A 25,635-nucleotide genomic window follows, 5' to 3' on the forward strand; every position below is an offset into this window, starting at 1 on the left:
CGGACCCGAGGTGGGCCAGGCGGCTCGACCGAGCCACCCGACCCACCCCACCCACCTCGCGTGCGACCCCTACGCGTACGCGCCCGCCTGGAGGCCGAACAGCTCCGCGTACAGGTCGCCGCGCGCCATGAGGGCCGCGTGGTCGCCGTGCTCGCGGACCTTGCCGGCGTCGAGCACCACGATCTGGTCCGCGTCCCGCACGGTCGAGAACCGGTGCGACACGAAGCACGTGATCGCGCCCCCGGCCCGTCCGGCCTCGTCGGCCGTCGCGACGAACCGCTCGAACAGCGCGTGCTCGGCCGCGGCGTCGAGCGCAGCGGCGGGCTCGTCGAGGACGAGCAGCAGCGGCTCACGGCGCAGGAGCGTGCGCCCGAGACCGAGCGTCTGCCACTGACCGCCCGAGAGCCCGACACCGTTCCCGTACCCGTGCCCCAGGAGCTGGTCGAGCCCGGCCGCCTGCTTCTCGACGATGCCGCGACCGCGCGCCCGGTCGAGCGCGGCCCACAGGTCCTCGTCGACGTCGAGCGACGCGAGCCGCCCCACGCCCACGTTCTCGCGGATCGTGAGCTCGAACCGCGCGAAGTCCTGGAACAGGGTCGCGGTGCGCGCCTGCCACTCGGCGTCGTCGAGGTCGCGCAGGTCGACGCCATCGACGAGGATCCGCCCCGACGTCGGCCGGTACAGCCCGCACAGCAGCTTGACGAGAGTGCTCTTGCCCGCGCCGTTGTCGCCCACGACCGCGAGGGTCGACCCCGCGGGCACGTCGAGGCTCACGCCGTCGAGGATGACGCGGTCCGTGTCGGGGTAGGTGAAGGTCACGTCCTCGAAGCGCACGCCGCGCGTGAGCCGCGTGGGCACGCCCCGCGGGTCCGCGGGCTCACCCGCGGGCGCGGTGACGGTGCCCGACGACGCGGTCGCCACGTCCTCGCCGACCGGGGTGCCGGACGCACCCGGGTGCGCGGCGCCGTCGGGCACCGGTTGGCCGGGTGCCGCCGGAGAGGCGGGACGCGCGACCGACGCCCGCAGCTCCTCGACGTGCGACACGGTGCGCCCGACGCCCTGCAACGTGCCGAGCAGCGCGAGCGCGCCCGAGACCTGGACGCTCACCTGGACCGCGAGCGTGATGACCAGGACGACCTGGCCCACGTTCGCCGATCCCGTGACGGCCTGGCGCACGACCAGGAACACCGCGACGCCGTACGCGCACGCGAACCACGCCTGCCCGGCCGCGCGCAGCAAGGCGCTGCGGCGGTGCGCCGACCACACACGGGCCGTCGTCGCCGACCACGCCGCACGCTGGCGCGCGACGACCGGGGCCTGTGCGCCGAACAGGCGCACCTCCTTGGCCGAGCTGCCCGTGGTCGCGAGCGAGACGAGGTGCGTCGAGAGCTGGACCTCGTGCGCGGACGCGTCGCGGGCGGAGTCGAGCACCTTCTGTGCCCGGTTGTTGAGGAGCACGGGCGGCAGCGCGGCGAGCGGCAGCAGCAGCAGCCACGGCTCGACCAACGCCAGGATGACGGTCGTGATCGTGACCTGGAGCAGCAGCCCGCTGAGCTGGAGCGTCGCCTCGAGCGCGGACCGCACGCGCTGCAGCCCCTCGGTGACCAGGGTCAGGAGCTCGGCGAACCGCGGCCGGTCGAACTGGTCGATCCGCGGGTTGCCGTGCGCGAGCCTCGCGACCTCGTCGGTCAGCTCGAGCTGCTGCAGGTCCGCGAGCTCGAAGTAGTACAGGTGCGCGAAGTGGCCCATCATGAGCTCGAAGATCAGCAGGACCGCGACGCACACGCCCAGGCTGATCGCGAGGCCCGTCTGCTGGTCGAGGGCGGCGTTCGTCAGGGCGCCGAGCGCGACGCCGACGAGCGGCCCGGCGAGGTAGCCGATCGTCATGAGGATCGCCGCCGTGAGCAGGCGGCGCCTGTCCGTGCGGTAGCCCAGGACGAGGAAGAAGCGTGCGGCTCTGAGCATGGTCCTCACGATGCGGTCTCCGTCTCTGCGATGGGGCTGGTGGGGTCGTCGGCCTCGGCCGACGCGGTCGCGCCCACGGACGCGGTGTCGCGGAAGCGTTGTGCCTGGAGCTCGAACAGGTCGGCGTAGCGGCCGCCGAGCGCGACGAGCTCGACGTGGTCGCCGCACTCGACGACGCGGCCGTGCTCGATCACGGCGATCCGGTCCGCGTGGCGGACGGTCGAGAAGCGGTGCGAGATGACGACGCTCGTGATGTTCTCCGTGGTCGCGAGGAAGCGGTCGAAGAACTCCGCCTCGGCACGCACGTCGAGCTGCGCCGTCGGCTCGTCGAGGACCAGGACGGACGAGCCGCCCTGGATCGCGAGGAGCGCCCGGGCGAGCGCGACCCGCTGCCACTGCCCGCCCGACAGGTCGCGCCCGCCGGGGTAGCGGCGCGAGAGCGTGGTGTCGAGCCCCTCGGGCAGTCCGCTCAGGGCGTCGAGCGCCCCGGCCCTGCTGGCCGCGGCCGTGATGGCGTCACGGTCGTCGAGCAGCGCGGGCGCACCCAGGCCGATGTTCTCCGCGGCCGTGAGCTCGTAGCGCACGTAGTCCTGGAAGATCAGCGCGAGCTGCCGCTGCCAGTCCTGCGTGTCGAGGTCACGCAGGTCGACGCCGTCGACCAGGATCCGGCCCTCGACCGGCTCGTAGAGCCCGGCGAGGAGCTTGACGAGCGTCGTCTTGCCCGCGCCGTTGAGCCCCACGATCGCCGTGGACCGCCCGGCGCCGAGCTCGAGGTCGAGGCCGTCGAGCACCCACGGGGTGTCGTCGGTGTAGCGGAAGCGCACGCCCTCGAAGCGGATGCCCCGCTCGGGGCGCCGCGCCGCGACGCGAGCCGTCGGACGCGCCGGACGGGCCGAGGCGATCTGCTGCTCGAACGTCCGCAGCGCGTGGAACGAGTGCAGGCCGAACTGGGTCTGCACGTCGGCCTCGGGGAAGTACACCCCGAACCGCATGGGGATCAGCACGGCCTGGAGCGCGACGCCGAGCTGGAACAGGTTCAGCCTGCCGGACGCGGCGGCGTCGGCCAGGAGCGCGAGGACGACCGCGCCACCCACGAGGCCCACGCACGATAGCCCGATGATGGGCCAGAACTGGAGCTTGCGGCTCCCCGCCCAGGCGGGTTCGTACGCGGCCATGGTGTCCGCGCGCAGGCGAGCCCGCACCCAGGGGAGCAGACCCAGCAGACGGATCTCCTTGGCCGCCCGGGCGCCCGTCGCGAGGTCCCGCAGGTAGAAGACCTTGCGACGAGAGCCCGACAGCGCGTCCCACATGTCGGCGAACTTGCCGAGGGTCCCGCGCACCCCGAACCGCATCGAGAGCCCGGTCGCCAGGATCACGACCCCCGCGAGGGGGGAGATGACGACGCCCACCAGCACGATCGCGCCGAGCAGCTGGACGTAGCGCGACAGGAGCGACAGCAGCGCGGCGGCCGCGTCCCCCGGTGGGCGCGCCTCGCGGGCGAAGGCCGCGCGGGCGTCGGCCAGCAGGTCGAGGGCCTCGGGGCTCTCGAGCGCGTTCAGCGGCGCGTCGTGCAGCGCGGCGCTCATGAGCCGGTCGATGCAGTGCTCGTCGACGCGGCGCGCGATGACCTCGGTGACGCCTGCCTGGAAGGGCGCGAGGACCTGCTGGACCACGAACACGCCGACCGCGAGGGCGAGCGTCGTCCAGAGCTCGGACCAGCCGGGGGTGCCGGGCGGGTGGCCCGTCCCGGACGTGCTCTCGGCGACGAGCGGCACGAGGTACAGGACGTAGCCGATGAGGACGATGAACGCGAGCGGCAGCAGCCCCAGGAGCACGTTGAGCAGCGCGGCCGCGGCGACGAGCGGCTTGCCGGCCTGGGGCAGGAGCTGCGCGAGGTCGGTCCAGCGCGAGGCGCGGGCGGCGAGCGTGGCCTTGAGCGAGCTCGTGCGGGGCAGGCGCGCCGCGCCGTCGGGGGCGTGCGCGGGTGGGTCGTCGGTCATCGGTACCTCCGGTGGGTGGGACGGGTCGGTCTGCGGGTGCGCCTGCCTGCGAGGCCGCGCGGCCCGACGGCGTCGCTCACGTCCGGGGACGGGTACGCCGACGGGCGGGTCGGGTGCTGGTGGGGGTGTGCTGCCGCGGCAGGGCGGGTCGCGCGGCTGCGCGGGTCCCAGGGACTCGGCACGGCGGTGGGCGTGCGGAGGCTGCGGGGGCGGACGGTGCGGGCCCGGGACGGCGCTGGTCGGCTCCGAGGAGCCTGCCGAGCGAACGTCCCGCGCCGCGTCATCCGGTGGTGACCTGGCGGGGTGTGCAGGGGGAGGGGCGCCAGCGCGGGCACGTGGGTGTGCGTGTCATGGGCGGCTCCCCTCCGGTCGCGTGCGGCTGCCGTCGGTGGCGGCCGTCTGTCGGTGCGCGCCGACAGTAGCGCAGGTGGTTGGTGAGGGTCGCTTCCTTTTCGCAGGGTGGTCGGCGACCGGGCGAGCAAGGTGCCGAACCGAAACCCGTCCGTGACGCGAGCGAGACGTATCACCCCTAGAGTGACGCGCCACGACGTACCCACCGATCGGAGCTCTCATGCGCAAGATGCCACTCCTCGTCGCGGTCACGGCCGCGGCGACCCTGGCCCTCACGGCCTGCACGGACGCCTCGCAGCCTGCCGACTCCTCGTCCGCCGGGGCCTCGGGGGAGACGGCCACGGTGGCCCCCTTCGACCTCACGTCGGTGGAGAAGGACGACGCCGCGGCGGCGCTGCTGCCGGCCGAGATCGCGAGCGCCGGCAAGCTCGTGGTCGCGTCGAACACCGAGTACGCGCCCGCGGAGTTCATCGCGGCGGACGGGTCGACGCCCGTCGGGTACGACATCGACATCATCTCGGCCGTGGGCGCGGTCCTGGGGCTCGAGGTCGTCGTCGAGTCGGCGGACTTCCCGGGCATCATCCCGGCGCTGGGCACCAAGTACGACGTCGGGATCTCGTCGTTCACGATCACGGCCGAGCGCATGGCCGAGGCCAACATGATCAGCTACTTCAACGCGGGCGAGGCGTTCTCGGTGCAGAAGGGCAACCCGAAGAAGGTCGACCCGTCGAACATCTGCGGGCTGACGGTCGCGGTCCAGACGGGCACGGTCGAGGACGAGGGGGCCGACGAGATCAGCACGACCTGCGAGGAGGACGGTGAGCAGCCGCTCCAGATCCTGCGCTACGACAACCAGGCCGACGCGACGGTCAACCTCGTCGGCGGCAAGGCCGACATCATGTACGCGGATTCGCCGATCGTGTCGTACGCGGTCGAGCAGACCAAGGGGGAGATCGAGCAGATCGGGGAGGTCTTCGACTCGGCGCCCCAGGGCATCGTGACCGCGAAGGCGGACACCGCGCTCGCGGCCGCGATCCAGGCGGCGCTCACGGTCCTCATGGAGGACGGCACGTTCAGCGACATCCTGGCCTCGTGGGGCAACGAGGACGGGGCTCTCGACGAGGCCGTGGTCAACCCGCCGGTCTCCTGACGCTGCCGGTGGTGCCGGGCCCGACCTCGGGTCCGGCACCACGAGGCGCCCCCGTTTTGCCAGTCCGGGCGCCCGCGCGGGAAACTGGGAGGGCAACGGTGCGGCGCCGCTCCGTGCTGCCCGCGTTGCGCGGCGTGTGACCCACCCCCCTGAGGTCGGCGCCGGAGATCACCACCACGAAACGAGAGACCCCCATGCGCAGGCTGCCCGTCCTCACCGCCCTCACCGCCATCGCCGCGACGCTCGCGCTCACGGCGTGCACCGACGCCTCCTCGGGCTCCGGTTCCTCGCCCACCGAGGGCGGCTCGTCCGCCGAGGCGTTCGACCCGTCGACCATCGCCAAGGACGACGCGATCGCGGCGATGCTCCCGGCCGACGTCGCCGAGGCAGGCACCCTGACGGTCGGCACCAACGCGACCTACGCCCCGGCCGAGTTCATCGGCGACGACGGCAAGACCATCGTCGGGTACGACGTCGACCTCGCCAAGGCGATCGGCGCCGTGCTGGGCCTCGACGTCGAGGTCACCAACGCCGACTTCTCCTCGATCATCCCGGCGATCGGCTCCAAGTACGACATCGGCGTCTCGGGCTTCACGATCACCCCGGAGCGCACTGCCGAGGTCAACATGGTCAGCTACTTCCGTGCGGGCGAGGCGTTCGCCGTGGCCAAGGGCAACCCGAAGGACGTCGACCCGTCCGACGTGTGCGGCCTGAGCATCGCGGTCCAGACGGGCACGGTCGAGGACGACGCGCTCGACGGGCTGATGGCGGACTGCGAGGCCGCGGGCAAGGCGGACATCACGCCGCTGCGCTACGCGAGCCAGGCCGACGTCACGACGAACCTGGTCGGTGGCAAGGCCGACGTCATGTACGCGGACTCGCAGGTCGTCGCGTACGCCGTGACGCAGACCGGTGGCCAGATCGAGCAGCTCGGCGACATCTTCGCCGACTCGCTGCACGGCATCGCGATCGCCAAGGACGACACCGCGCTCGCGCAGGCCGTCCAGGCCGCGGTGCAGAAGCTCATGGACGACAGCGACTACACGACCATCCTCGACACCTGGGGCAACACCTCCGGTGCGGTGACCACGGCCGAGCTCAACCCCGTGGTCTCCTGAGCCGATCCCCTGACAGAACAGAGGTAGCCATGGCCCAGCCGCCCAGCACCCCGACGCCCGACGGTCCCCCGAGCGGTGGTTCCGCGAGCCGCGGCACGGCGACCGCGCCTGTCGACCGGATACCGGACCGCATCCGTGCGGTCCCGGTGCCCCGGCCGGGGCGCTGGGCGGCGGCCGTGGTCCTCCTGGTCCTCGCGGCCATGGCCGTGCACGGCCTGGTCACGAACGAGAAGTTCCGGTGGGACGTCGTCTGGCTCTACCTGCGTGACGTGCAGATCATGCGCGGCGTCGGGTGGACGCTGATCCTGACGTTCTCCTCGATGGCCATCGCGGTCGTCCTCGCGGTGATCCTCGCGGTCATGCGGCGTTCGGACAACCCGGTCATGCGCGCGACGAGCTGGTTCTACATCTGGTTCTTCCGCGGCACCCCGATCTACACGCAGCTCGTGTTCTGGGGCCTCATCTCGGTGCTCTACCCCAAGCTGAGCCTGGGGGTCCCGTTCGGGCCCGAGTGGTTCGTCTTCGACACGGCGGACCTCTTCACCGCGGCCCGCGCCGCGATCCTGGGCCTGGCGCTCAACGAGGCCGCGTACCTCGCGGAGATCGTGCGCGCCGGTCTCGGGTCGGTGGACCCGGGGCAGGCCGAGGCCGCGAAGGCCCTCGGCATGAAGGACGGCAAGATCCTGCGGCGCATCATCCTGCCGCAGGCCATGCGCGTGATCGTCCCGCCGACGGGCAACGAGACGATCTCGATGCTCAAGACCACGTCGCTGGTCCTCGCGGTGCCGTTCAGCCTGGACCTGACGTTCGCGTCCAACGCGATCGCGAACCGCATCTTCCTCCCGATCCCGCTGCTCATGGTCGCGGCGATCTGGTACCTGCTGATCACGAGCATCCTCATGGTCGGCCAGCACTTCATCGAGCAGTACTACGGGCGCGGGTTCGGCACGTCGACGGGCACGAGCCGTCGTCGCAAGCCGGGCAGGGGCCCGAAGAAGCCGAGCAAGCAGGAGGCGATAGCGGCGTCGGGCACGACCGCGAACGCCGACCCCTTCCTGGAGGTGACCCCGTGACCGCGGACGCACTCGACAGCACGTCCGGCGCTGCGGCCGCGGCGACGGGCCCGACGGCGTCGCCCGCCGACGCGTCCGTCGCGCCCATGGTGGAGATCGTCGGGGTCCACAAGGCCTTCGGCGACGTCCACGTCCTCAAGGGCGTGGACCTCGAGGTGCCGCGCGGCTCGGTGTGCGTCGTGCTGGGCCCGTCGGGCTCGGGCAAGTCCACGCTGCTGCGCTGCATCAACGAGCTCGAGGACCTCACGGCGGGACGCATCTACGTCGACGGCGACCTGATCGGCTACCGCGAGGTCGAGAACAACGGCAAGAAGCGGCTGCACCGCCTGCACCCCAAGGTCATCGCCGAGCAGCGCTCGCGCATCGGCATGGTGTTCCAGCGCTTCAACCTGTTCCCGCACATGACGGCGCTCCAGAACGTCATGGAGGCGCCGGTCCAGGTCCGCGGGCTGTCGCGGGCGCAGGCCCGCGCGCGGGCCGTGGAGCTGCTCGAGCGGGTCGGCCTCGCGGACCGCATGGACCACTACCCGGCCCAGCTCTCTGGCGGCCAGCAGCAGCGCGTCGCGATCGCGCGGGCGCTCGCGATGGACCCCGAGCTCATGCTGTTCGACGAGCCGACGTCGGCGCTCGACCCCGAGCTCGTGGGCGAGGTGCTCGCGGTCATGCGCGACCTCGCCGAGAGCGGCATGACGATGATCGTCGTGACCCACGAGATCGGCTTCGCGCGCGAGGTCGGCGACCACGTGGTGTTCATGGACGACGGCGTGATCGTCGAGCAGGGCGACCCCCGCGAGGTGCTCACGAACCCGCGCGAGGAGCGGACCCGGGAGTTCCTGGCGCACGTGCTGTAGAGATCTGCCCGCACGACTCGCGGCCCCTGGATCGAGAGATCCGGGGGCCATCGCCGTCGCGGCGCGCGCCCGCCCCGGGCGGCTGCTCCCCTCGGTGTCAGCGCTCGCAGGCGACCCCGTTGCCGTCCCAGTCGAGCGCCGGGTTGAAGCCGTCGTCGCCCTGCTTGAGCGGGGCCTTGCCGTCACGCTTCACGGCGTCGCACGTCAGGTAGATGCCGTTGACCTTCCCGCTCTGCCAGCCGCCGTCGTCGTTCCCCGCGTCGGCCTCCTTCTCCGCGATCGTGGCCTCGCGCTCGTCGAGCGCGATCTTGCGCGCCTCGAGCTCGGTCTCGAGGGCCGAGACCGCGGCCTCCCGGGCGGCGACCGCCTCGGTCGAGGCCGTGATGCCCGCGAGCTGGGTGTCCAGGTCGGCGCGCTCGGTGTCGAGCTTGGCCCGTTCGGCCGCCATCTGCTCGGTCGTCTGCGCTGCGGCGGCGGTGGCGTCGCCAGCCTCCGACTGCGCCTTGAGCGTCACGCCCAGCCCGAGGATGAGCCCGACTGCGACCCCTCCGACACCGACGCCCAGGGGCAGGAGCCAGCGCATGTACGAGCGCTCCTCCCGGGGCTCGTCGTCACCCGAGAAGATCGCGAGCGGCCCGTGCGCGGACGCGGTCGGCTCGGCCGGGGCGGCGGGGAGGGGGACGGCAGGACCCGCGCCGTGCCCGGCGTGACCAGCCGCCGCGGCACCGCCGACGACCGGCAGGATCATGGTCGAGGACGGCGACTCGGCCGGGGCTCCTCTCGCGCCGCCGACGTCGCGCAGCGAGCGACGCGTCGGCGCGGACGGCGGGCTGGTCGGTGACGGTGCGGAGGGGGACGCAGCCCCGTGCGCCGACGTCACGGGGACGGTCGCGGTCGGGAAGTGGAGCGGGATCCCGCCGCCCGGGGTCTGTCGCGACCACGCCTCGGCACCGGCCGCGGGCGGGGCGGGCGGGGGAGTCGGTGCGGCCTCGACCCAGAAGACCCAGCCTGCGGGAGCGGCCGGCCAGGCGGGATCCGGGTGCCACTCCGACGAAGGGGAGAAACCGGGAGGTACCAACCAGCCGGGCGGCGGGTTGAAATGTACGGCCATGGGAGCTCTCCTTCGACGGTTCCTGCGCGCTCACTATGCTGCAGGACGGCCCGTCGATGCCAATTCCGGGGTGTCCAGGGTGCCTCGTGGGACCCGCTGCGGCCCGCGGCGGGTAGGGAGGTGCCCCGTGGTCGTCGGCGGAGACCAGGATGTGGGCGGCGCCCGGTAGAAAGGAACCGGGCCGGGGCGCCGCCGCGTCCTCGATCGACAGCCCGTCGTGACCGGCCCAGTGACCGCGAGGAGTCGCCGTGTTCCTGATGGACCAGCAGGACCCGACCGTCGAGCCCCTGCTCGTCTTCTCGGCCAGCGACCTCGTCGCGGCGAGCGAGTGCGAGTACCGCCTGCTGCGCACCCTCGACGAGAAGGTGGGGCGCGCCGCGCACCCCGCTGTCGAGGTCGACGACATGCTCGAGCGGACCGCGACCCTCGGCGACGTGCACGAGCAGCAGGTGCTCGCGGGCTTCGTCGACCTCGTGGGGGCCGACGCGATCCGCGAGGTGCCGGTGCCGCGCACCGTGCGGCGCGGGGACCTGGAGGCCGCGCACGCCGCGACGCTCGACGCCCTGAGCGACGGCGTCGACGTCGTCTACCAGGGCTCCTTCTTCGACGGACGCTTCCACGGGCGCGCGGACTTCCTGATCCGCACCGACAGCCGGGCGGCGCACGCGTGGCCCCATGCAACCGGCCCGACGACGTCGGGCGGCCTGGGGGCTCCGGGAAGCGCCGGCCCGGTGTACGCCGTGTACGACGCCAAGCTCGCGCGCCGCGCGAAGGTCCCCGCGCTGCTCCAGCTCGCGGCCTACGCCGACCAGCTCCTCGCGGCCGGGGTCGAGACCTCCCCGGCCCTGCACCTGATCCTCGGGACGCGCGCCGTGACCGACCACCGGCTCGCGGACGTCCTGCCCGTCTTCCGCGAGCGGCGCACCGAGCTGCTGCGCCTCCTGGACGCGCACCGGGCGAGCGGCGAGCCCGTGGCCTGGGACGCGCCCGGCCTGCGTCAGTGCGGCACGTGCGTGTACTGCGCGCAGCAGGTCACCGCGCACGACGACGTGCTGCGCGTCGCGGGCCTGCGCAGCACCCAGCGCGTCCGGCTCCGCGCCGCCGGCATCACGACCATGACCCAGCTCGCGGCCGCGACCGAGCCGCCCCAGGGCCTGGCGGCGCGCACGTTCGAGACCCTGCGCGTCCAGGCGCGGCTCCAGGCCGGCCTGGTCGACGTGCCGGTCGACGGGGGAAGGGTGCCAGACGTCGGGCCGGGCCCCAGCGGGTCGGTCACGTGGAGCACGCCCGCCGCCGGGGGCAGCGGGGAGGGAGCCGGTCCCGAGGGCGCCGCCGAGCCCGAGCAGCACACCCTGTCCTACGTCGTCGTCGACCCCGCCCCGCTGCGCGACCTGCCGCGCCCCGACCCGGGCGACGTGTTCTTCGACTTCGAGGGCGACCCGCTGTGGTCCGCGCCCGACGCCTCGCCCGAGGGCATCGTCTGGAACATCGACTACCTGTTCGGGCTCGTCGAGCGACCGGCCAGCCCCGGCGAGAAGCCGCCCTTCACCGCGTTCTGGGCCCACGACCTCGACCAGGAGAAGCAGGCGCTCGTCGACTTCGTCGACTACCTCGCCAAGCGCCGCGCCCAGTACCCGGGGCTGCACGTCTACCACTACGCGTCGTACGAGAAGACGCACCTGCTCTCGATCGCGGCCCGGCACGGCGTGTACGAGCAGGAGGTCGACGACCTCCTGCGCGAGGGCGTCCTCGTGGACCTCTACTCGACCGTGCGCCACTCGCTCAAGGTGTCGGCGCCGTCGTACTCGATCAAGAAGCTCGAACCCCTCTACATGGGCGACCAGCTCCGGGGCGGGGACGTCACGGACGCCGCGGCGTCGGTCGTGGCGTACGCGACGTACTGCGCGGCGCGCGACGCGGGCCGCACCGAGGAGGCCGAGCGCCTGCTGCACGGCATCGCCGACTACAACGAGTACGACTGCCTCTCGACCCTGCGCCTGCACGAGTTCCTCCTGGGGCTCGCGGGGCGCGCCGCTCCCGCGACCTCCGCCCCGGGCCCGCTCGCCGTCCCCCTCGGCGACGGCTGGGAGGACGACCGGCCGCCCGCGCTCGAGCTGACCGACGCGGAGGTCGCGCGCCGCGCCAAGCGCGCCGAGGCCGAGCAGGTCGAGCTCGACGTCTGCGCGCTCGCGGGCGGCGTGGACGGTCGCGCGGGGGACGGACGGACCGACGACGAGGAGGCCGTCGCGCTCCTGGGCGCGGGCGTCGGGTACTACTGGCGCGAGGCCAAGCCGTTCTGGCAGGAGTTCTTCGCACGCCTCAAGGAGCCGGTCGACCAGTGGCAGACGCCGCGTGCGTACTTCCTCGTGGAACGGGCCGAGGTGATCGAGGACTGGGCGAAGGCCACGCCGCGCAGCAACCCGTCGCGTCGCCTGCGCCTGTTCGGCGAGCTGCCGGACGGGTCGGAGCTCAAGGCCGGGTACGACGGCGCCACCGCGCTCTTCGAGGGGTCGGCACCCGAGGGGATCGAACCCGCGCACGGCGCGGTGCGGTGGTCGACGGGGAGCGTGCGCGTCCACGGCGTCGAGCGCGGACGGCTCGGGAACGGCCGCGAGGTCGACGTCCTCGACGTGCGCCTGCCCGTGCCCAAGGGGGTCGCTCCGCACGACGCGCTGCCCATGGCGCTCGCGGTCGGGCAGGTGCTGCCGACGCCGCAGCAGGAGGCGTCGATCCGGGCGCTGGCCACGACCGTGCAGGCGCAGAACCCCGCCGGCGTCGCTGCGCCCCTGGTGCTCCCGGACCACCCGGCGCTCGACCTGCTCCGCCGTCGCCCGCCGCGCACGGTGTCCGGCGACCCGCTGCCCGTCCTGGGCGACGGCCCCGAGCGGTACGTCGACGCCGTGACCGACGCGGTCAGGGACCTCGACGGCTCCTACCTGGGTGTCCAGGGCCCGCCCGGCACGGGCAAGACCCACCTCGCGTCCAAGGTCGTCGGCCGCCTCGTCGCCGAGGGGTGGCGCGTGGGCGTCGTGGCGCAGTCGCACGACGTCGTCGAGAACGTCCTCGCGGGCGTGATCACCAAGGGCGGCGTGCCCGCGGACCGCGTGGGCAAGAAGGCCTCGGGTCCCAAGGGGCGCGACGTGTCGGCCGTCGGCCGTGAGGTGGGCGCAGGCCTGCCCGACGAAGTCGCGGCGGCCGCCCTACCCGAAGGGTCGCGGCTCGTGCCCTGGCGCCTCGTCGACTCCCCGCAGACCGCGGCCTTCGTCGCCGAGGGGCCCTGCGTCGTCGGCGGGACGGCCTGGGACTTCGCGCACGCCGAACGCTTCGGCGACGGCGAGCTAGACCTGCTCGTGATCGACGAGGCCGGGCAGTTCTCGCTCGCCAACACGATCGCGGTCTCCCGGGCCGCGCAGAGGCTCCTGCTGCTCGGCGACCCGCAGCAGCTCCCGCAGGTCTCGCAGGGTCAGCACCCCGAGCCCGTCGACCAGTCGGCGCTCGGGTGGCTGACCCGTGCGGGTGGCGGGCACGACGTGCTGCCACCCGAGTTCGGCTACTTCCTGGCCCGCTCGTGGCGCATGCACCCCGCGCTGTGCGACGCCGTCTCGGAGCTCGCGTACGAAGGGCTCCTGCACGCGGAGGCCGCCGCGGGCGAGCGGGTCCTCGTGGGCGTCGAGCCCGGCGTGCACGTCGTCGAGGTCGAGCACGCGGGCAACGCGGTGTCCTCGGTCGAGGAGGCGCAGGAGATCGTGCGGCAGGTCAAGGACCTGCTCGGGACGACGTGGTACCCCGGGGGGCCCGGTGGGTCGGACGGCGCCGCACCGGCCTCGCGAGTACTCACGGAGGACGACTTCGTCGTCGTGGCCCCCTACAACGCGCAGGTGTGGACCGTGCGCCACGCGCTCGCGGCCGCGGGGCTGGGCGACGTGCGTGTCGGCACGGTCGACAAGTTCCAGGGCAAGGAGGCGCCCGTCGCGATCGTCTCGATGACGGCCTCGGCGCGCGAGGACGTGCCGCGCGGCATGGAGTTCCTCCTCTCGCGCAACCGCGTCAACGTCGCGGTCTCGCGGGGTCAGTGGTGCGCGGTCGTGGTCCGCTCGCCCCGGCTCACCGACTACCTGCCAAACCACCCCGAGGAGCTCGCCGAGCTGGGCGCGTTCATCGGTCTGTGCAGCTCGGGCAGCCGCTCGCCGCTCCGCTGAGTGCGGGGTAGCTGTCGTCGTGTCGGGCTCCCGACGACGACTACCCCGCACTCAGGCCGTCGGCGGCCTCAAGCTGTCGGCAGCGTCGAGGTGCCGGTCGGTGAGGTCGAGGTGCCGGTCGGTGAGGTCGGTCCATCTGCTGGGTCCCGTGAGGGAGAGGGTGCGCACCCGTGGCCCAGGATGCAGGCGGTCGTCGGCGGCATAGCGTTCGGTGAGCTCGTCCTCCGCCTCCTGGTCGCCCTGGTCGGCACGGACGAGCAGTTTCGCGATCTCGTCGACCAGCGTGAGGTCGGCGCCCTCGAGGTTGTCGTCCGTGCTCATCGCCCCCCACGTGTCCCACAGCAGCAGCTCGTCCCCCTGACGGTGGGCCAGCTCGAACACGACGTAGTCGTGGACGAACCAGTCGCCGCGGAACGGCAGCCCCGGGTCCACCCCGAACAGGTCCGCGTCCGCCAGCCCGGCACGGAGCGCGAGCCAGGCCGTGGCTGCGGGGACGAACGGTAGAGCCAGGTCCTCGGCCACGTCCCCCGTGCCCCGTGGAAGATCCAGGGGGTCGAACGGGAACGCCGGGTCTCCCGCGGTGAGCTCTGGGTCCCAGCGCACCCAGCGGCCGTCCGCCCAGTGCTCGACGACGACGTGATCGTGGTGGAAGCCGGGCGTGAAGTACGAGACGAACCCCACGCGGGTCCTGGCGGGGATGCCGTGCTCGCGCAGCACTCCGACCGTCAGCAGGGCGTGGTCCCGGCAGCAGCCTCCCACCCGGTCGCAGACCTCTCGGGGCTCGGTGAGCGCGGTCCCGTGCCGGGAGTGGTCGAGGTCGAGGATCGTCGCGAGCCACCGGCTGTCGACGTCCGTGGCACGCTCGGCCGGCATGACCGCAGCCTCGGCGCGATAGTGCGCGATCACGTTGCGCGCGACCTGCCCCAGGGCGTCCGGTGCGGTGGGCGCTGCCCGCAGGAGGTGGGCGTGCTCCCCGGGCGAGGAGTACGGCGAGTGGGCCACCCAGCGGGCGACCGCGGGATGGACGGCGGTCGCGCCGACCTGCTCGAGGCGGTTGGACGGGTCGTTCATCGGATCCTCCGAGGTCGCGGGTCACGAGCGGCGTGATGCCGGGCACCAGTGTCGACCGCGTCGCGCGACAGGGCAATGCCTCGGCCCGGCGGCCCGTCGGCTCCGTCCGAGCGACGGCCGAGCGACGGCCGGGCGGACGAGGTCCTCAGAAGTCTCCGAACCCGCCGAAGTCCCCACCGCCGAAGTCCCCACCGCCGAAGTCGCCGAAGCCCCCACCTAGGTCGCCCCCGCCTCCGGCCTCGGTGAAGTCGCCGCCGCCGGCGTCGCCGGCTCCGGGGTCGCCGGCTCCGGGGTCGCCCTCGGTCGCGCCCGGGTCGCCTGCGCCCGAGGTGCCGCCGTCGCCCGCGAAGTCGGCCGTGGGGTCGCCGAACATCGGGCCGAACATCATGTTGGCGACCGCGGAGCCGATCACGACGCCCGCGATGGTGCCGAGCATGCTCGAGCCGATCATCGAGCCCATGCCCGGCCCGCCCGGCCCGCCCTGCCTGCCGCCGAACGACCGTTCGAGCGTGCCGGGGTTGCGCATCTCGGCGCGGGTCGCCATGCGGGCGAGCGACTGCGGGTCGTCGGAGGTAGCGCGCTCGGCGGGCGGCACGTTCTCACCCAGCTCGGTCAGCACGCGTCGACGCTGCTCGGGCGTCAGCCGCTCGAACGCCTCGGCGTGCGCCTGCTCGACGGCCTCCGGGGGAGCCGTGCGCAGCAGGTAGCGGTAGCGGTCGATCGCGACGTCGTCCTCGCTGCGCGCGGGGCCGGTCCGGGCAGGGGGTGGCGTGCCGTAGGCGGGCGCACCGGGACGGTCTGCCGAGCCGTGGGGCCCGTCGTCCTGCGGGGCGCGGCCGAGGAGGCGGTCGAGGAATCCCATGAGCGTGTCCTTCTGGTCGAACCGTCGAGGGCGGGTGCCCTCACCGGTTCAACGCGGCGCCCGGCCCGCCCGTTCCGCCGAGTGCATGATCCGGCTGTGAGACGCCCGGCGAGTCGCAGCCGGATCACGCACTTAGCGGCGAGCGTGGGGCGGCTCCGGCGCCGGACCCACCCCGCCGACCAGCCGCACGTTGAGCGCCCGTCCCGCGAGCTCGAGCGCGTGGTACTGCTCGTGCACCCGCACGGTCGCCCCGGGGTCGAGGGCGAGGCTCGTGTGGTGCCACACCCGGCACGCTCCCTCGCCCGTCGCGTACTCGACGACGACCTCGGTGCCGCCGCTGGTCGTGCGCACCGCGAGCACGACGCCCTCGCGCCATCCCCAGGGCCGGTTGCGGAGCATGCGCTCGTGGACGGGGTGCAGCAGGTGCCCGGCGTCGAACCGGTCGCACACGGTGGGCGGGGGACAGGCGACGACCGTCGCCCGGCGTTCCATGACGCGCTCGGCCATGGTGCTCCTTCTCTCCGTGCCCGACGACGGGGCTCACCCGCGTGCGCACGCCCACCCGGGAGGCTCCCCGGATGAGGGGCACGAGGAGGCGCCCTACGACGTCGGGCCTCGCTCTTCCCCCACGGTCGTGGGGGCGGGTCTTCCTCCGGGAGCACCGTGCGCGTCGCGCGGTTGCCGGACCAGCACGCCGGAGGGCGGTTCGCTGGTCCTCTGGACCGTTCTCAGTTCTACCACGGCGTCACCGACCGAGCACAGGGAGCACCTGGTCCTGGACGCACGAGTGCCCCCGACCGAGACGGTCGGGGGCACTCGTTCAATGATCAGCTACGCCCGGAGGCGAGTGAGATCAGAGCGGGCGGATGTTCTCCGCCTGCGGGCCCTTGGGGCCCTGCGTCACGTCGAACTCGACGCGCTGGTTCTCCTCGAGCGAGCGGAAGCCCTGCGTCTGGATGGCGGAGTAGTGCGCGAACACGTCGGCGCTGCCGTCCTCAGGTGCGATGAAGCCGTAGCCCTTTTCGCCGTTGAACCACTTCACGGTTCCCAATGCCATGGGGATCTCCTTCTAGAGTTTCAAACAGCTCCATGATCTGGAGCCGAACATCACGGTGTTCGTCGTCAACTCTTGGGTAACAAGGTTCGCGGTGGCATGGGGCCGTTGCGCAAGGACAAGCGAGGCACTGCAATCTCACCGGCTACGGTACAGGGGTTACTCCGACTGTGCTAGCCCTGATGCTAACGATTGAAGTACGCCTGCCCGCCAACCAGGTCAGGGCCGAGCAAATCGGGCACCGTCACGAGCGTGTAGCCGGCAGCCCGCAGACCGTCCACGATGCCCGGGACGGCGTCGACGGTCGAGGCGTGGATGTCGTGCATCAGGAGGATCGCCCCAGGTCGGACGCCTGCGAGCGCCCGCTCGGTCGTCATGGCCGTGTCCTTGTTCTTCCAGTCCTCGGTGTCGACGTCCCACAGGATCGCCGGCTCGTTCCGCTCGGAGAGGACGCTCGTCACAGTGTCGCTCCTCGCGCCGTACGGAGGGCGTACGAGGGTCGGTCGGACGCCTGACGCGGCCTCGACCGCGTCCGCCGTCGACGTCAGCTCGTCCGTGATCTGGTCCGAGCCGAGCTTGGACAAGTCCGGGTGGGACCAGGTGTGGTTACCGATGGCGTGCCCTTCGGCGACCTCGCGGCGGACCAGGTCGGGGTGCGACGTGACGGACCGGCCGACGAGGAAGAACGTCGCCTTGGCCTGCTTCTCGGCGAGGGTGTCGAGCAGGCGCGACGTGTGCTTGCCGGGTCCGTCGTCGAACGTCAGGGCCACGCACCTGAGCACCGAGCAGTCCGGGGCTCCCGGGGACGCGGGCGGCACGGGCGGGGTCGTCACGGGGGGTTCGACGGGCGGCGGCGTGATCCCCATGAACGGGGTGCCGCTCGACGCGGTGTCCGCGAGCTGCTTCCCGACCGCGGACAGGACCGTCCGCGTCGCGTCGGGCTCGAAGCGCACGGCCAGCTCTCCGTCCGAGCGGGCAGAGACCAGGCCGGGGGAGAAGACCAGGGTCGCGGCGCCGTCGGGCCCCAGGCGAACGTCCCGGAAGGTGTCCTCCGACGCGGGCACCGGCTCCTCGAACCCGAGCCCGGCCTGGTCGAGCGCCGCGTCGACCCACTGCGCGGCCTGCTTGCGGCCGTCGGCCGTGAAGAGGTCCGAGGACCACGTCGTGGTCGCGCGCGGGAGGTCGGTGTAGAACGTCTGGGCGCCGGTCGTGCCGTTCGCCCCGCCCGTGAAGGAGTACGTCGTGGCACGCACGCCCAGCACGTCTCCCTGCGCGAGCACCAGGTCCCATCCGACGTTGAGCTCGTTGCCCACCCCGGCCGGGTCGACCGCGGCGTCGTACGCCTTCTCGGTCTCGTCGACGAACGTGCCGAAGGCGTGCGAGAGGGAGCGCTCGCCCGGGACGGAGACCGTCGAGATCGAGCGGGCGTCGCCCGTGCTCGCGGTCGACTCCTGGTGGATCTCGAGGTTCTCGACCGACGCCGGGTCCAGGACCGGCGGCGGGTCGACCCGTTCGGCGGGGGCCGGAGGGGCCGTGGGCGACGGGGTGCCCGTGGGAGACGCCTCTCCGGAGGGGTCGGCCGCGGCACGCGTCAGGTAGAACGTGACTCCCGCGGCGACGACCAGGAGCGGTACGAGCACGGCGAGGACCCAGAGGGCTCGGTTCCGCGGGCGCGCGGGAGCGGAACCGCCCGGCGTCTGGCCGCGGGACGGAGGCAGGGACTGGGACATCAGTCCACCGTGCCACCCGCGCAGGGTGCGCGTCGCGACCGGCACGGCGGATGAGAGCAGCGCCACAGTCGTCTGCGACACCCTCTCGCACGGTCCTCGCAACGGCTCCACGGCCTTCACCGACCGGTCACCTGCCGGCTCTCCGCCTGTGGTCCGCCTGCGCCCCGACCGCGACCCGTCCGCGACCCGTCCGCGACCCGTCCGCGACCCGTCCGCCGCCGCCGGGACGGGTGGTGCGGGCCACGGGCGTCGGGGTAGAAAGGGGTGATGGTCTCCCCCACGCAGGTCCCCGACGTCGTCCTCAACAACGGTGTCGCCGTCCCGCAGGTCGGGCTCGGCGTCTTCAAGGTGCCCGACGACGCGACGCAGAAGAACGTCGAGCAGGCGCTCGAGGCCGGGTACCGGCACATCGACACCGCGGCCGGCTACTACAACGAGGCCGGTGTCGGTGCGGCGCTGCGGGCCAGCGGCCTGCGACGTGACGAGATCTTCGTGACGACCAAGCTCCGCAACGGCGACCAGGGGTACGAGTCGGCGCTCCAGGCGTTCGAGGACTCGCGCGAGGAGCTCGACGTCGAGGTCGTCGACCTCTACCTCGTCCACTGGCCCGTCCCCAGCAAGGACCTCTACGTCGAGACCTGGCGAGCCTTCGAGAAGCTCTACGCCGACGGCGCGGCCCGCGCGATCGGCGTCTCGAACTTCCTGCCCGAGCACCTCGCGCGCCTGCTCGCCGAGACCGACGTGGTCCCGGCCGTCAACCAGATCGAGGTCCACCCGACCTACCAGCAGCGCGCGACCCAGGAGGCCACCCGGGCGGCGGGCATCGCCGTGGAGGCGTACTCGCCGCTCGGCCGCGGCGCCGACCTCGACCACCCCGCGGTCGCCGCGGTCGCCGACGCCCACGGCGTCACGCCCGCCCAGGCGATCCTGCGCTGGCACGTCCAGAGCGACCGGATCGTCATCCCCAAGTCCGTGGACCCCGAGCGCCTCGCGACCAACATCGACCTGTTCGGCTTCGAGCTCTCGCCCGACGAGATCGCGGCGATCGACGCGCTCGACTCGGACGCCCGGCTCGGCTCCGACCCCGCGACCGCCGCGTTCTCGCAGTACCCGTCCTGACCCCCGGACCGGATCGAGACGTTCCTGTGACGGCCCCGTAACGCGGGACGGAGTCTCGCGTAACCGCGCCCACGTACGTTCCAGGCACTCAGGTCGCCGGACCCGGGGCCCGGGACCTCGGGCGCCTTGTCCGGTTCGCCGCGTGTGAGTCCCTGGTTGCAATTGTGCATCTGGGGTTTCGCGCTGGTCCGACCTGTGCCATCGTCAGCACGTTATTCAGTGCTGAATATCAGGTGATCCACCGCGGGTGCGAGGTCTCCGAGCACCCGGGTGCGATCTGGCGCACGGAGGTTCGGAATGCAACGCACAGCACGTCGAACGACGGGTGGGCTGGCTCTCGTGCTGGCAGCCGCCCTCGCCATCACCGCTTGCGGTACCCAGTCTCAGGGGGACGACGGAGGTTCGACGGAGTCGTCGAGCGCGTCAGGGTCGGCCGATCTCAAGATCGTGCCGTCCGTCCAGATCGACATCGACGGGGCCGAGGTCCCGGTCGAGACCTCGGGCGACCCCGTCGACCCGGCCGGAGACGGCACGGCCGAGTGTGCCGAGGGCACCTCGATCGCCATGGCCGGTGCTCTGACCGGCCCCAACGCCGCACTCGGGCAGAACATCCTCTACGGCGCCAAGGTCGCGGTGGACGCGTTCAACGCAGCGAACGCGGGCTGCCAGGTCACGATCAAGGAGTTCGACACCGAGGGCGACCCGCAGAAGGCGACCCAGGTCGCCCCGCAGATCGTCGGCGACGCGAGCATCATCGCGCTCCTCGGCCCGGCGTTCTCCGGGGAGACCTCCGCGACCGGCGACGTCTTCAGCCAGGCGGGCCTCCCGTCGCTGTCGGCGTCGGCCACCAACCCCGACATCACGAAGAACGGCTGGAAGACGTTCTTCCGCGGTCTCGCGAACGACGCGGTCCAGGGTCCGGCGGTCGCCAAGTACATGGTGGACACGCTCGGGTACGAGAAGGTCTGCGTGGTCCAGGACAACTCGGACTACGGCGTGGGGCTCGCCAAGGAGATCACCGCGGGCCTCGGCGACGCGGCCGACGACTCGTGCTCCGCCGAGGTCAAGGTCGGCGACAAGGACTTCGCTGCCGCGACGCAGCTGATCTCGAGCTCCGACGCGGACGCCGTCTTCTACGCCGGCTACTACGCGGAGGCCGCACCGTTCGCGCAGCAGCTGCGTGACGCGGGCGTCGACATCCCGTTCGTGTCCGCGGACGGCACCAACGACCCGCAGTTCGTCACCCAGGCGGGCGCGGCGTCCAAGGGCGCGATCCTGTCCTGCCCCTGCGGCCCGGCTCCCGACGACTTCGCGGCCGCGTACGAGGCGCTCAACGGTCAGGCCCCGGGCGTCTACTCGGTCGAGGGCTACGACCTCGCGACGATCATGCTCACGGGCATCGCGTCGGGCGTCACGGACCGGGCCGGGATGCTCGACTTCGTGACGAGCTACGACGGTGAGGGCCTGGCCCGCACCTACAAGTGGGACGACACGGGCGAGCTCTCGTCCGCGCTGATCTGGATCTACGAGGTCCAGTAGCCGGTCGGCGCCTGCCGGTCCGGAGCGCCGCCCCTTCCCGGCCACGCACGGCCGGGCCGGGGCGGTGCGCCTGACGGCAGCCGCCGAGCGGACCACGGTGCGCCCGCCCCCTCGCGAGGCGGGCGCACGGTGGTCGGCCGACCGCCCTCCCACCGGCTTCAAGGAGCAGCATGTCGATGCTCGTCCACGGCGTCCTCGCCGCCGACCCACTCATCGGATTCGACCTCGCGGCCCTCGGCCGCAACTTCTGGGCCCTCACCGTCGACGGCCTGACCTACGGCGCCGTCTACGCGCTCGTCGCGGTGGGCTACACGCTCGTCTACGGCGTGCTGCGCCTCATCAACTTCGCCCACTCCGAGATCTTCATGCTCGGCATGTTCGGGCAGTACGCCACGCTCCTCGCCCTGGGCTTCTACCCGAGCGGCGACGCGTTCGACAAGGGCATCCTGCTCACGGTCCTCTATCTGGGGATCGCGATGATCGGCGGCATGGTGGTCGCGGGAGGGGCCGCCGTCGGGCTCGAACGCGTGGCCTACAGACCCCTGCGCAAACGCGGGGCCCCGTCGCTCGTCTTCCTCATCACCGCGATCGGCGCGTCGTTCGTGATCCAGGAGTTCGTGCACTTCGTGCTCCCGGCCCTGACGGGCGGTGAGCTCGGCGGCGTGAACGCGGAGCAGCCCATCCGGCTCGTCGAGCCCGAGGTCCAGTTCACGCTCTTCGGCGCCAACGTCACCAACGTCACTCTCATCATCGTGCTCTCGGCACTGATCCTGGCGCTCGCGACCGACATGTTCATCAACCGGACCAAGTTCGGGCGCGGTATCCGGGCGGTCGCGCAGGACCCCGTGACGGCGACCCTCATGGGGGTCTCGCGCGAGCGCATCATCATGCTGACGTTCCTCATCGGCGGCGTCCTCGCCGGGGCCGCGGCCCTGCTGTACACGCTGCGCGTCCCCAACGGGATCATCTACTCGGGCGGCTTCATCCTGGGGATCAAGGCGTTCTCCGCGGCGGTCCTCGGCGGGATCGGCAACCTGCGCGGCGCGCTGCTCGGTGGCCTGCTGCTGGGCGTCATGGAGAACTACGGGCAGGTCGTGTTCGGCACGGAGTGGCGCGACGTGGTCGCGTTCGTCCTGCTGATCGTGGTCCTGATGTTCCGCCCGACCGGCATCCTCGGCGAGTCCTTGGGGAGGGCACGAGCATGAGCACCAGCACTCCTGCGGGGAACGACGGGGTCCCCGGCGGCACGGCCGCGACGAACGGCGCCACCCCGCCCGCACGTCCTCGCCCCGAGCTCCCGCCTGCGGGTCAGACGCCCGTGGCCCAGCGCCCGCACGGCGGCGTGGGGGACCGGTTCCGGCTGTGGTGGGACGCGCTCGCGCGGCCCGCGCAGTGGGGGGTCGGCGTCCCGTTCATCCTGTTCATCGCGCTCCTGCCGATCCTCAACATCCCGGTCCTGACGACGGTCGGTACCAACTTCGGCGCCGTGATGGCGCAGTTCGGGATGTACGCGCTCATCGCGATCGGCCTGAACGTCGTGGTGGGGCAGGCGGGCCTGCTCGACCTCGGCTACGTGGGCTTCTACGCGATCGGCGCGTACACGCTCGCGATCATGACGAGCCCCGACAGCCCGTGGAACGTGACGCAGCCCGAGGGCTGGCTGTCGGACGACTGGGCGTGGCTCGCGATCCTGCCCGTCGCGGTCGCGATCACGGCCATGTCGGGTCTGGTCCTGGGGTCACCGACGCTGCGCCTGCGCGGCGACTACCTCGCGATCGTGACGCTCGGCTTCGGTGAGATCGTGCGCCTGCTCGCGGACAACCTCGACGAGATCACGGGCGGTGGCCAGGGCCTCAAGTCGGTCGCCTACCCGCGGCTCGGCGTGACCGAGGAGCTGCCGAACGGCGTGTTCTCGGCGGGCAACGTCGGGACGACGCTCAACTCGGGCGTGTGGTGGTTCTGGCTGTCCCTGGTGTTCATCATCATCTCGCTCATGCTCGTGGGGAACCTCGAGCGTTCGCGCGTGGGCCGGGCGTGGGTCGCGATCCGCGAGGACGAGGACGCGGCCGAGATCATGGGCGTGCCCACGTTCCGCTTCAAGCTGTGGGCGTTCGTCATCGGGGCGTCGATCGGCGGCGTCTCGGGCGCGATCTACGCGGGCCAGGTGCAGTTCGTCATCCCGACGAACTTCAACATCATCAACTCGGTCCTGTTCCTGTGCGCGGTCGTCCTGGGTGGCCAGGGCAACAAGCTCGGCGTGATCCTGGGGGCGTTCATCATCGTGTACCTGCCGAACTTCTTCCTGGGGCGCACGTCCCTGTTCGGCATCCCGATCGACGGCAACGAGATCGCGAACTACAAGTACCTGTTCTTCGGGGTCGCGCTCATGGTGCTCATGATCTTCCGGCCGCAGGGCCTCATACCCGTCCGGCAGAAGCTCCTCACGTACGGGCGCGAGCTGTACGTCGCGGCGCGCCGCACGCTCGCCAAGATGCCCGACGGCGGCCCGCAGGCCGCGTACGCGACGTCCGCTCCGGCGTCGGGCACGGGGAGCGGGACGGGGCGCGACGCCACCGGGAGCGGCCCCGCCGGGACCGGTGCCGGCGAGCACGACGAGACCACCGACGGGGGGAACCGATGAGCAACGATCCTGGCGGCATGGGGGCCGGCGGCGACGTCGGCGACGCGCACCTGTCGCTGTCCGCGGACGCGGGCGAGCCCATGGCCGAGAAGTACCTGCCGGGTGCCGGGCTCGCCGAGCCGGTGATGGTCGACGTGACCGAGGTGCGGCCCGAGCTCGCGGACTCCGCGCTAGTCGACGCGATCGTCGCGGCCGACCGCACGGTCCGCACCGAGGTGGGCGAGCCGCTGCTGCGCATGGAGGACGTGTCGGTCGTGTTCGGCGGTCTGACCGCGCTCGACTCCGTCTCGTTCGACATCCGGCGCGGGGAGATCCTGGGGCTGATCGGGCCCAACGGGGCCGGCAAGACGACGGCCTTCAACGCCATGACGGGCGTCTACCGTCCCACCAAGGGCCTCGTGCGGTTCGACGGGCAGGTCCTGGGCAAGGCCAAGCGCAACCAGATCACGCGCCTCGGCATCGCCCGGACCTTCCAGAACATCCGTCTCTTCAACGAGATGACGGCCCTGGAGAACGTCGTCGTGGGGACGGACGCGCGGCACCGGACCTCGGTGCCGGGCGCGCTGCTGCGCACCAGGCGGCACCGGCAGGAGGAGCGCGACGCGATCGACCGGTCCATGGCGATCCTCGAGTTCGTCGGGGTGGGGGCGCGCGCCACGGAGAAGGCGCGCAACCTGTCCTACGGCGAGCAGCGGCGCCTGGAGATCGCGCGGGCGCTCGCGACCGAGCCCAAGCTGCTGTGCCTCGACGAGCCCGCGGCCGGCTTCAACCCGGCGGAGAAGGAGGCCCTCATGGACCTCATCCGCCACATCCGCGACGACGGGTACACGGTCCTGCTCATCGAGCACGACATGCGTCTCGTGCGGGGCGTGACGGACCGCATCGTGGTGCTCGAGTTCGGCAAGGTCATCGCCGAGGGCACCCCGGAGGACGTCACGGCCGACCCCAAGGTCATCGCCGCCTACCTGGGCGTGCCCGACGAAGAGCTGCCCGAGGGAGACACCGATGCCCCTGCTTGAGATCACCGACATGACGGTCGCGTACGGGCGGATCGAGGCCGTGCGCGGCGTGTCGATCACGGTCGAGGAGGGCGAGCTCGTGACCCTCATCGGGGCCAACGGTGCCGGGAAGACGACGACCATGCGCGCGGTCTCGGGCATCCGTCCGCTGTCGCGCGGGAAGATCCTGTTCGACGGCAAGGACATCACGCGCATGAAGCCGCACCTGCGGGTGCTCGAGGGCATCGTGCAGGCACCCGAGGGGCGCGGGATCTTCCCCGGCATGACGGTCCTGGAGAACCTCGAGATGGGGGCCTACGGGCGCACGTTCGAGAACAAGGCCGTGCACGACGAGACCCTGGCCCGGGTCTTCGAGCTGTTCCCGCGCCTCGAGGACCGCACGTCGCAGGTCGGCGGGACCATGTCCGGGGGCGAGCAGCAGATGCTCGCGATCGGGCGCGCGCTCATGGCCCGGCCGCGGCTCATGCTGCTCGACGAGCCGTCGATGGGCCTGGCACCCATGGTGATCCAGCAGATCTTCCGGATCGTCTCGGAGATCAACGCGCAGGGCACCACGGTGCTGCTCGTGGAGCAGAACGCGCGGCAGGCGCTGTCGCGCTCGCACCGGGCGTACGTGCTCGAGACGGGGGAGGTCGTGCGCTCCGGGGGCGGCCGGGAGCTGCTCGCGGACCCGAGCATCAAGGAGGCGTACCTCGGGGTCGCGTGAGCGGTGGTGCGCTCCTCGTGCACACTGTCCCCAGGCCTGTGGATAACTTTGTGGACAGGCATGGGGACAACGTGTG

The 25,635-nt window shown here is 72.4% G+C and carries 19 protein-coding genes and 1 riboswitch; of the genes, 11 read left to right on the forward strand and 8 right to left on the reverse strand.

Annotated elements, in window-relative coordinates; genetic code table 11:
- Positions 1–69: 69 nt before the first annotated feature.
- Both ACZDYF_RS09000 and ACZDYF_RS09005 read right to left on the reverse strand, forming a co-directional pair.
- A complete protein-coding gene (locus ACZDYF_RS09000; protein ID WP_475055666.1) occupies positions 70–1,965 on the reverse strand; it encodes an ATP-binding cassette domain-containing protein in 1,896 nt (631 codons plus the stop codon).
- A gap of 5 nt (positions 1,966–1,970) precedes the next feature.
- On the reverse strand, positions 1,971–3,965 hold the full coding sequence (locus tag ACZDYF_RS09005; RefSeq protein ID WP_475055668.1) for an ABC transporter ATP-binding protein: 1,995 nt from the start codon (positions 3,963–3,965) through the stop codon (positions 1,971–1,973).
- Between the two features lie 571 nt (positions 3,966–4,536).
- On the opposite strand from ACZDYF_RS09005, the gene ACZDYF_RS09010 reads away from it, so the two are divergent.
- The 4 genes from ACZDYF_RS09010 (at position 4,537) to ACZDYF_RS09025 (ending at position 8,508) form a co-directional block, all read left to right on the forward strand.
- Positions 4,537–5,466: an ABC transporter substrate-binding protein gene (locus tag ACZDYF_RS09010; protein ID WP_475055670.1), complete on the forward strand. Its 930-nt coding sequence runs from the start codon at positions 4,537–4,539 to the stop codon at positions 5,464–5,466.
- 194 nt (positions 5,467–5,660) lie between these two features.
- Positions 5,661–6,584 (forward strand): ABC transporter substrate-binding protein, encoded by a 924-nt coding sequence (locus tag ACZDYF_RS09015; protein WP_191789983.1) that lies wholly within the window; start codon positions 5,661–5,663, stop codon positions 6,582–6,584.
- Between the two features lie 29 nt (positions 6,585–6,613).
- A complete protein-coding gene (locus ACZDYF_RS09020; RefSeq protein ID WP_191789982.1) occupies positions 6,614–7,657 on the forward strand; it encodes an amino acid ABC transporter permease in 1,044 nt (347 codons plus the stop codon).
- Between the two features lie 86 nt (positions 7,658–7,743).
- The gene (locus tag ACZDYF_RS09025; RefSeq protein WP_191790054.1) at positions 7,744–8,508 is read left to right on the forward strand and encodes an amino acid ABC transporter ATP-binding protein; all 765 of its coding nucleotides are present in this window, start codon (positions 7,744–7,746) and stop codon (positions 8,506–8,508) included.
- A gap of 97 nt (positions 8,509–8,605) precedes the next feature.
- Here the strand turns inward: ACZDYF_RS09025 and ACZDYF_RS09030 are convergent, their stop codons facing one another.
- The gene (locus ACZDYF_RS09030) at positions 8,606–9,619 is read right to left on the reverse strand and encodes an excalibur calcium-binding domain-containing protein (RefSeq protein WP_475055675.1); all 1,014 of its coding nucleotides are present in this window, start codon (positions 9,617–9,619) and stop codon (positions 8,606–8,608) included.
- Positions 9,620–9,876: 257 nt separating this feature from the next.
- Here ACZDYF_RS09030 and ACZDYF_RS09035 point away from each other — a divergent pair, with 257 nt between their 5' ends.
- The gene (locus ACZDYF_RS09035) at positions 9,877–13,818 is read left to right on the forward strand and encodes a TM0106 family RecB-like putative nuclease (protein ID WP_475056563.1); all 3,942 of its coding nucleotides are present in this window, start codon (positions 9,877–9,879) and stop codon (positions 13,816–13,818) included.
- Between the two features lie 51 nt (positions 13,819–13,869).
- On the opposite strand, the gene ACZDYF_RS09040 is transcribed toward ACZDYF_RS09035, so the two are convergent.
- The 5 genes from ACZDYF_RS09040 to ACZDYF_RS09060 all read right to left on the reverse strand — a co-directional run bounded on the left by ACZDYF_RS09040 (position 13,870) and on the right by ACZDYF_RS09060 (position 18,535).
- Positions 13,870–14,889, reverse strand: coding sequence for a transglutaminase-like domain-containing protein (locus ACZDYF_RS09040; protein ID WP_475055677.1), 1,020 nt, complete (start codon positions 14,887–14,889; stop codon positions 13,870–13,872).
- 145 nt (positions 14,890–15,034) lie between these two features.
- Positions 15,035–15,751 (reverse strand): hypothetical protein, encoded by a 717-nt coding sequence (locus tag ACZDYF_RS09045; protein ID WP_475055679.1) that lies wholly within the window; start codon positions 15,749–15,751, stop codon positions 15,035–15,037.
- A gap of 132 nt (positions 15,752–15,883) precedes the next feature.
- Complete coding sequence (locus ACZDYF_RS09050) at positions 15,884–16,258, reverse strand: hypothetical protein (protein WP_475055681.1); 375 nt, start codon at positions 16,256–16,258, stop codon at positions 15,884–15,886.
- Between the two features lie 105 nt (positions 16,259–16,363).
- Positions 16,364–16,475: riboswitch (SAM riboswitch) on the reverse strand.
- 129 nt (positions 16,476–16,604) lie between these two features.
- Entirely contained in the window at positions 16,605–16,808 is a 204-nt protein-coding gene (locus tag ACZDYF_RS09055; RefSeq protein ID WP_030152390.1) for a cold-shock protein, read from the reverse strand.
- Between the two features lie 182 nt (positions 16,809–16,990).
- A complete protein-coding gene (locus tag ACZDYF_RS09060) occupies positions 16,991–18,535 on the reverse strand; it encodes a polysaccharide deacetylase family protein (RefSeq protein WP_475055684.1) in 1,545 nt (514 codons plus the stop codon).
- A 267-nt stretch (positions 18,536–18,802) separates the two neighbouring features.
- Here ACZDYF_RS09060 and ACZDYF_RS09065 point away from each other — a divergent pair, with 267 nt between their 5' ends.
- From ACZDYF_RS09065 to ACZDYF_RS09090, 6 genes are all read left to right on the forward strand, one after another.
- Entirely contained in the window at positions 18,803–19,654 is an 852-nt protein-coding gene (locus tag ACZDYF_RS09065) for an aldo/keto reductase (protein WP_475055686.1), read from the forward strand.
- Positions 19,655–20,101: 447 nt separating this feature from the next.
- Entirely contained in the window at positions 20,102–21,193 is a 1,092-nt protein-coding gene (locus ACZDYF_RS09070; protein WP_307823913.1) for a branched-chain amino acid ABC transporter substrate-binding protein, read from the forward strand.
- 170 nt (positions 21,194–21,363) lie between these two features.
- Complete coding sequence (locus tag ACZDYF_RS09075) at positions 21,364–22,398, forward strand: branched-chain amino acid ABC transporter permease (RefSeq protein ID WP_475055692.1); 1,035 nt, start codon at positions 21,364–21,366, stop codon at positions 22,396–22,398.
- Positions 22,395–23,834 carry a branched-chain amino acid ABC transporter permease gene (locus ACZDYF_RS09080; RefSeq protein WP_191789973.1) on the forward strand — a complete coding sequence of 480 codons (1,440 nt, stop codon included), beginning with the start codon at positions 22,395–22,397 and terminating at the stop codon, positions 23,832–23,834. Before ACZDYF_RS09075 ends, ACZDYF_RS09080 begins: the two co-directional genes overlap by 4 nt.
- 125 nt (positions 23,835–23,959) lie before the next feature.
- Positions 23,960–24,853 carry an ABC transporter ATP-binding protein gene (locus ACZDYF_RS09085; protein WP_225226852.1) on the forward strand — a complete coding sequence of 298 codons (894 nt, stop codon included), beginning with the start codon at positions 23,960–23,962 and terminating at the stop codon, positions 24,851–24,853.
- Positions 24,840–25,559 carry an ABC transporter ATP-binding protein gene (locus ACZDYF_RS09090; RefSeq protein WP_191789971.1) on the forward strand — a complete coding sequence of 240 codons (720 nt, stop codon included), beginning with the start codon at positions 24,840–24,842 and terminating at the stop codon, positions 25,557–25,559. The genes ACZDYF_RS09085 and ACZDYF_RS09090 overlap by 14 nt, the downstream gene beginning before the upstream one ends.
- The last annotated feature ends 76 nt before the right edge of the window (positions 25,560–25,635 follow it).

Source organism: Oerskovia sp. PE-21s, from assembly GCF_056158145.1.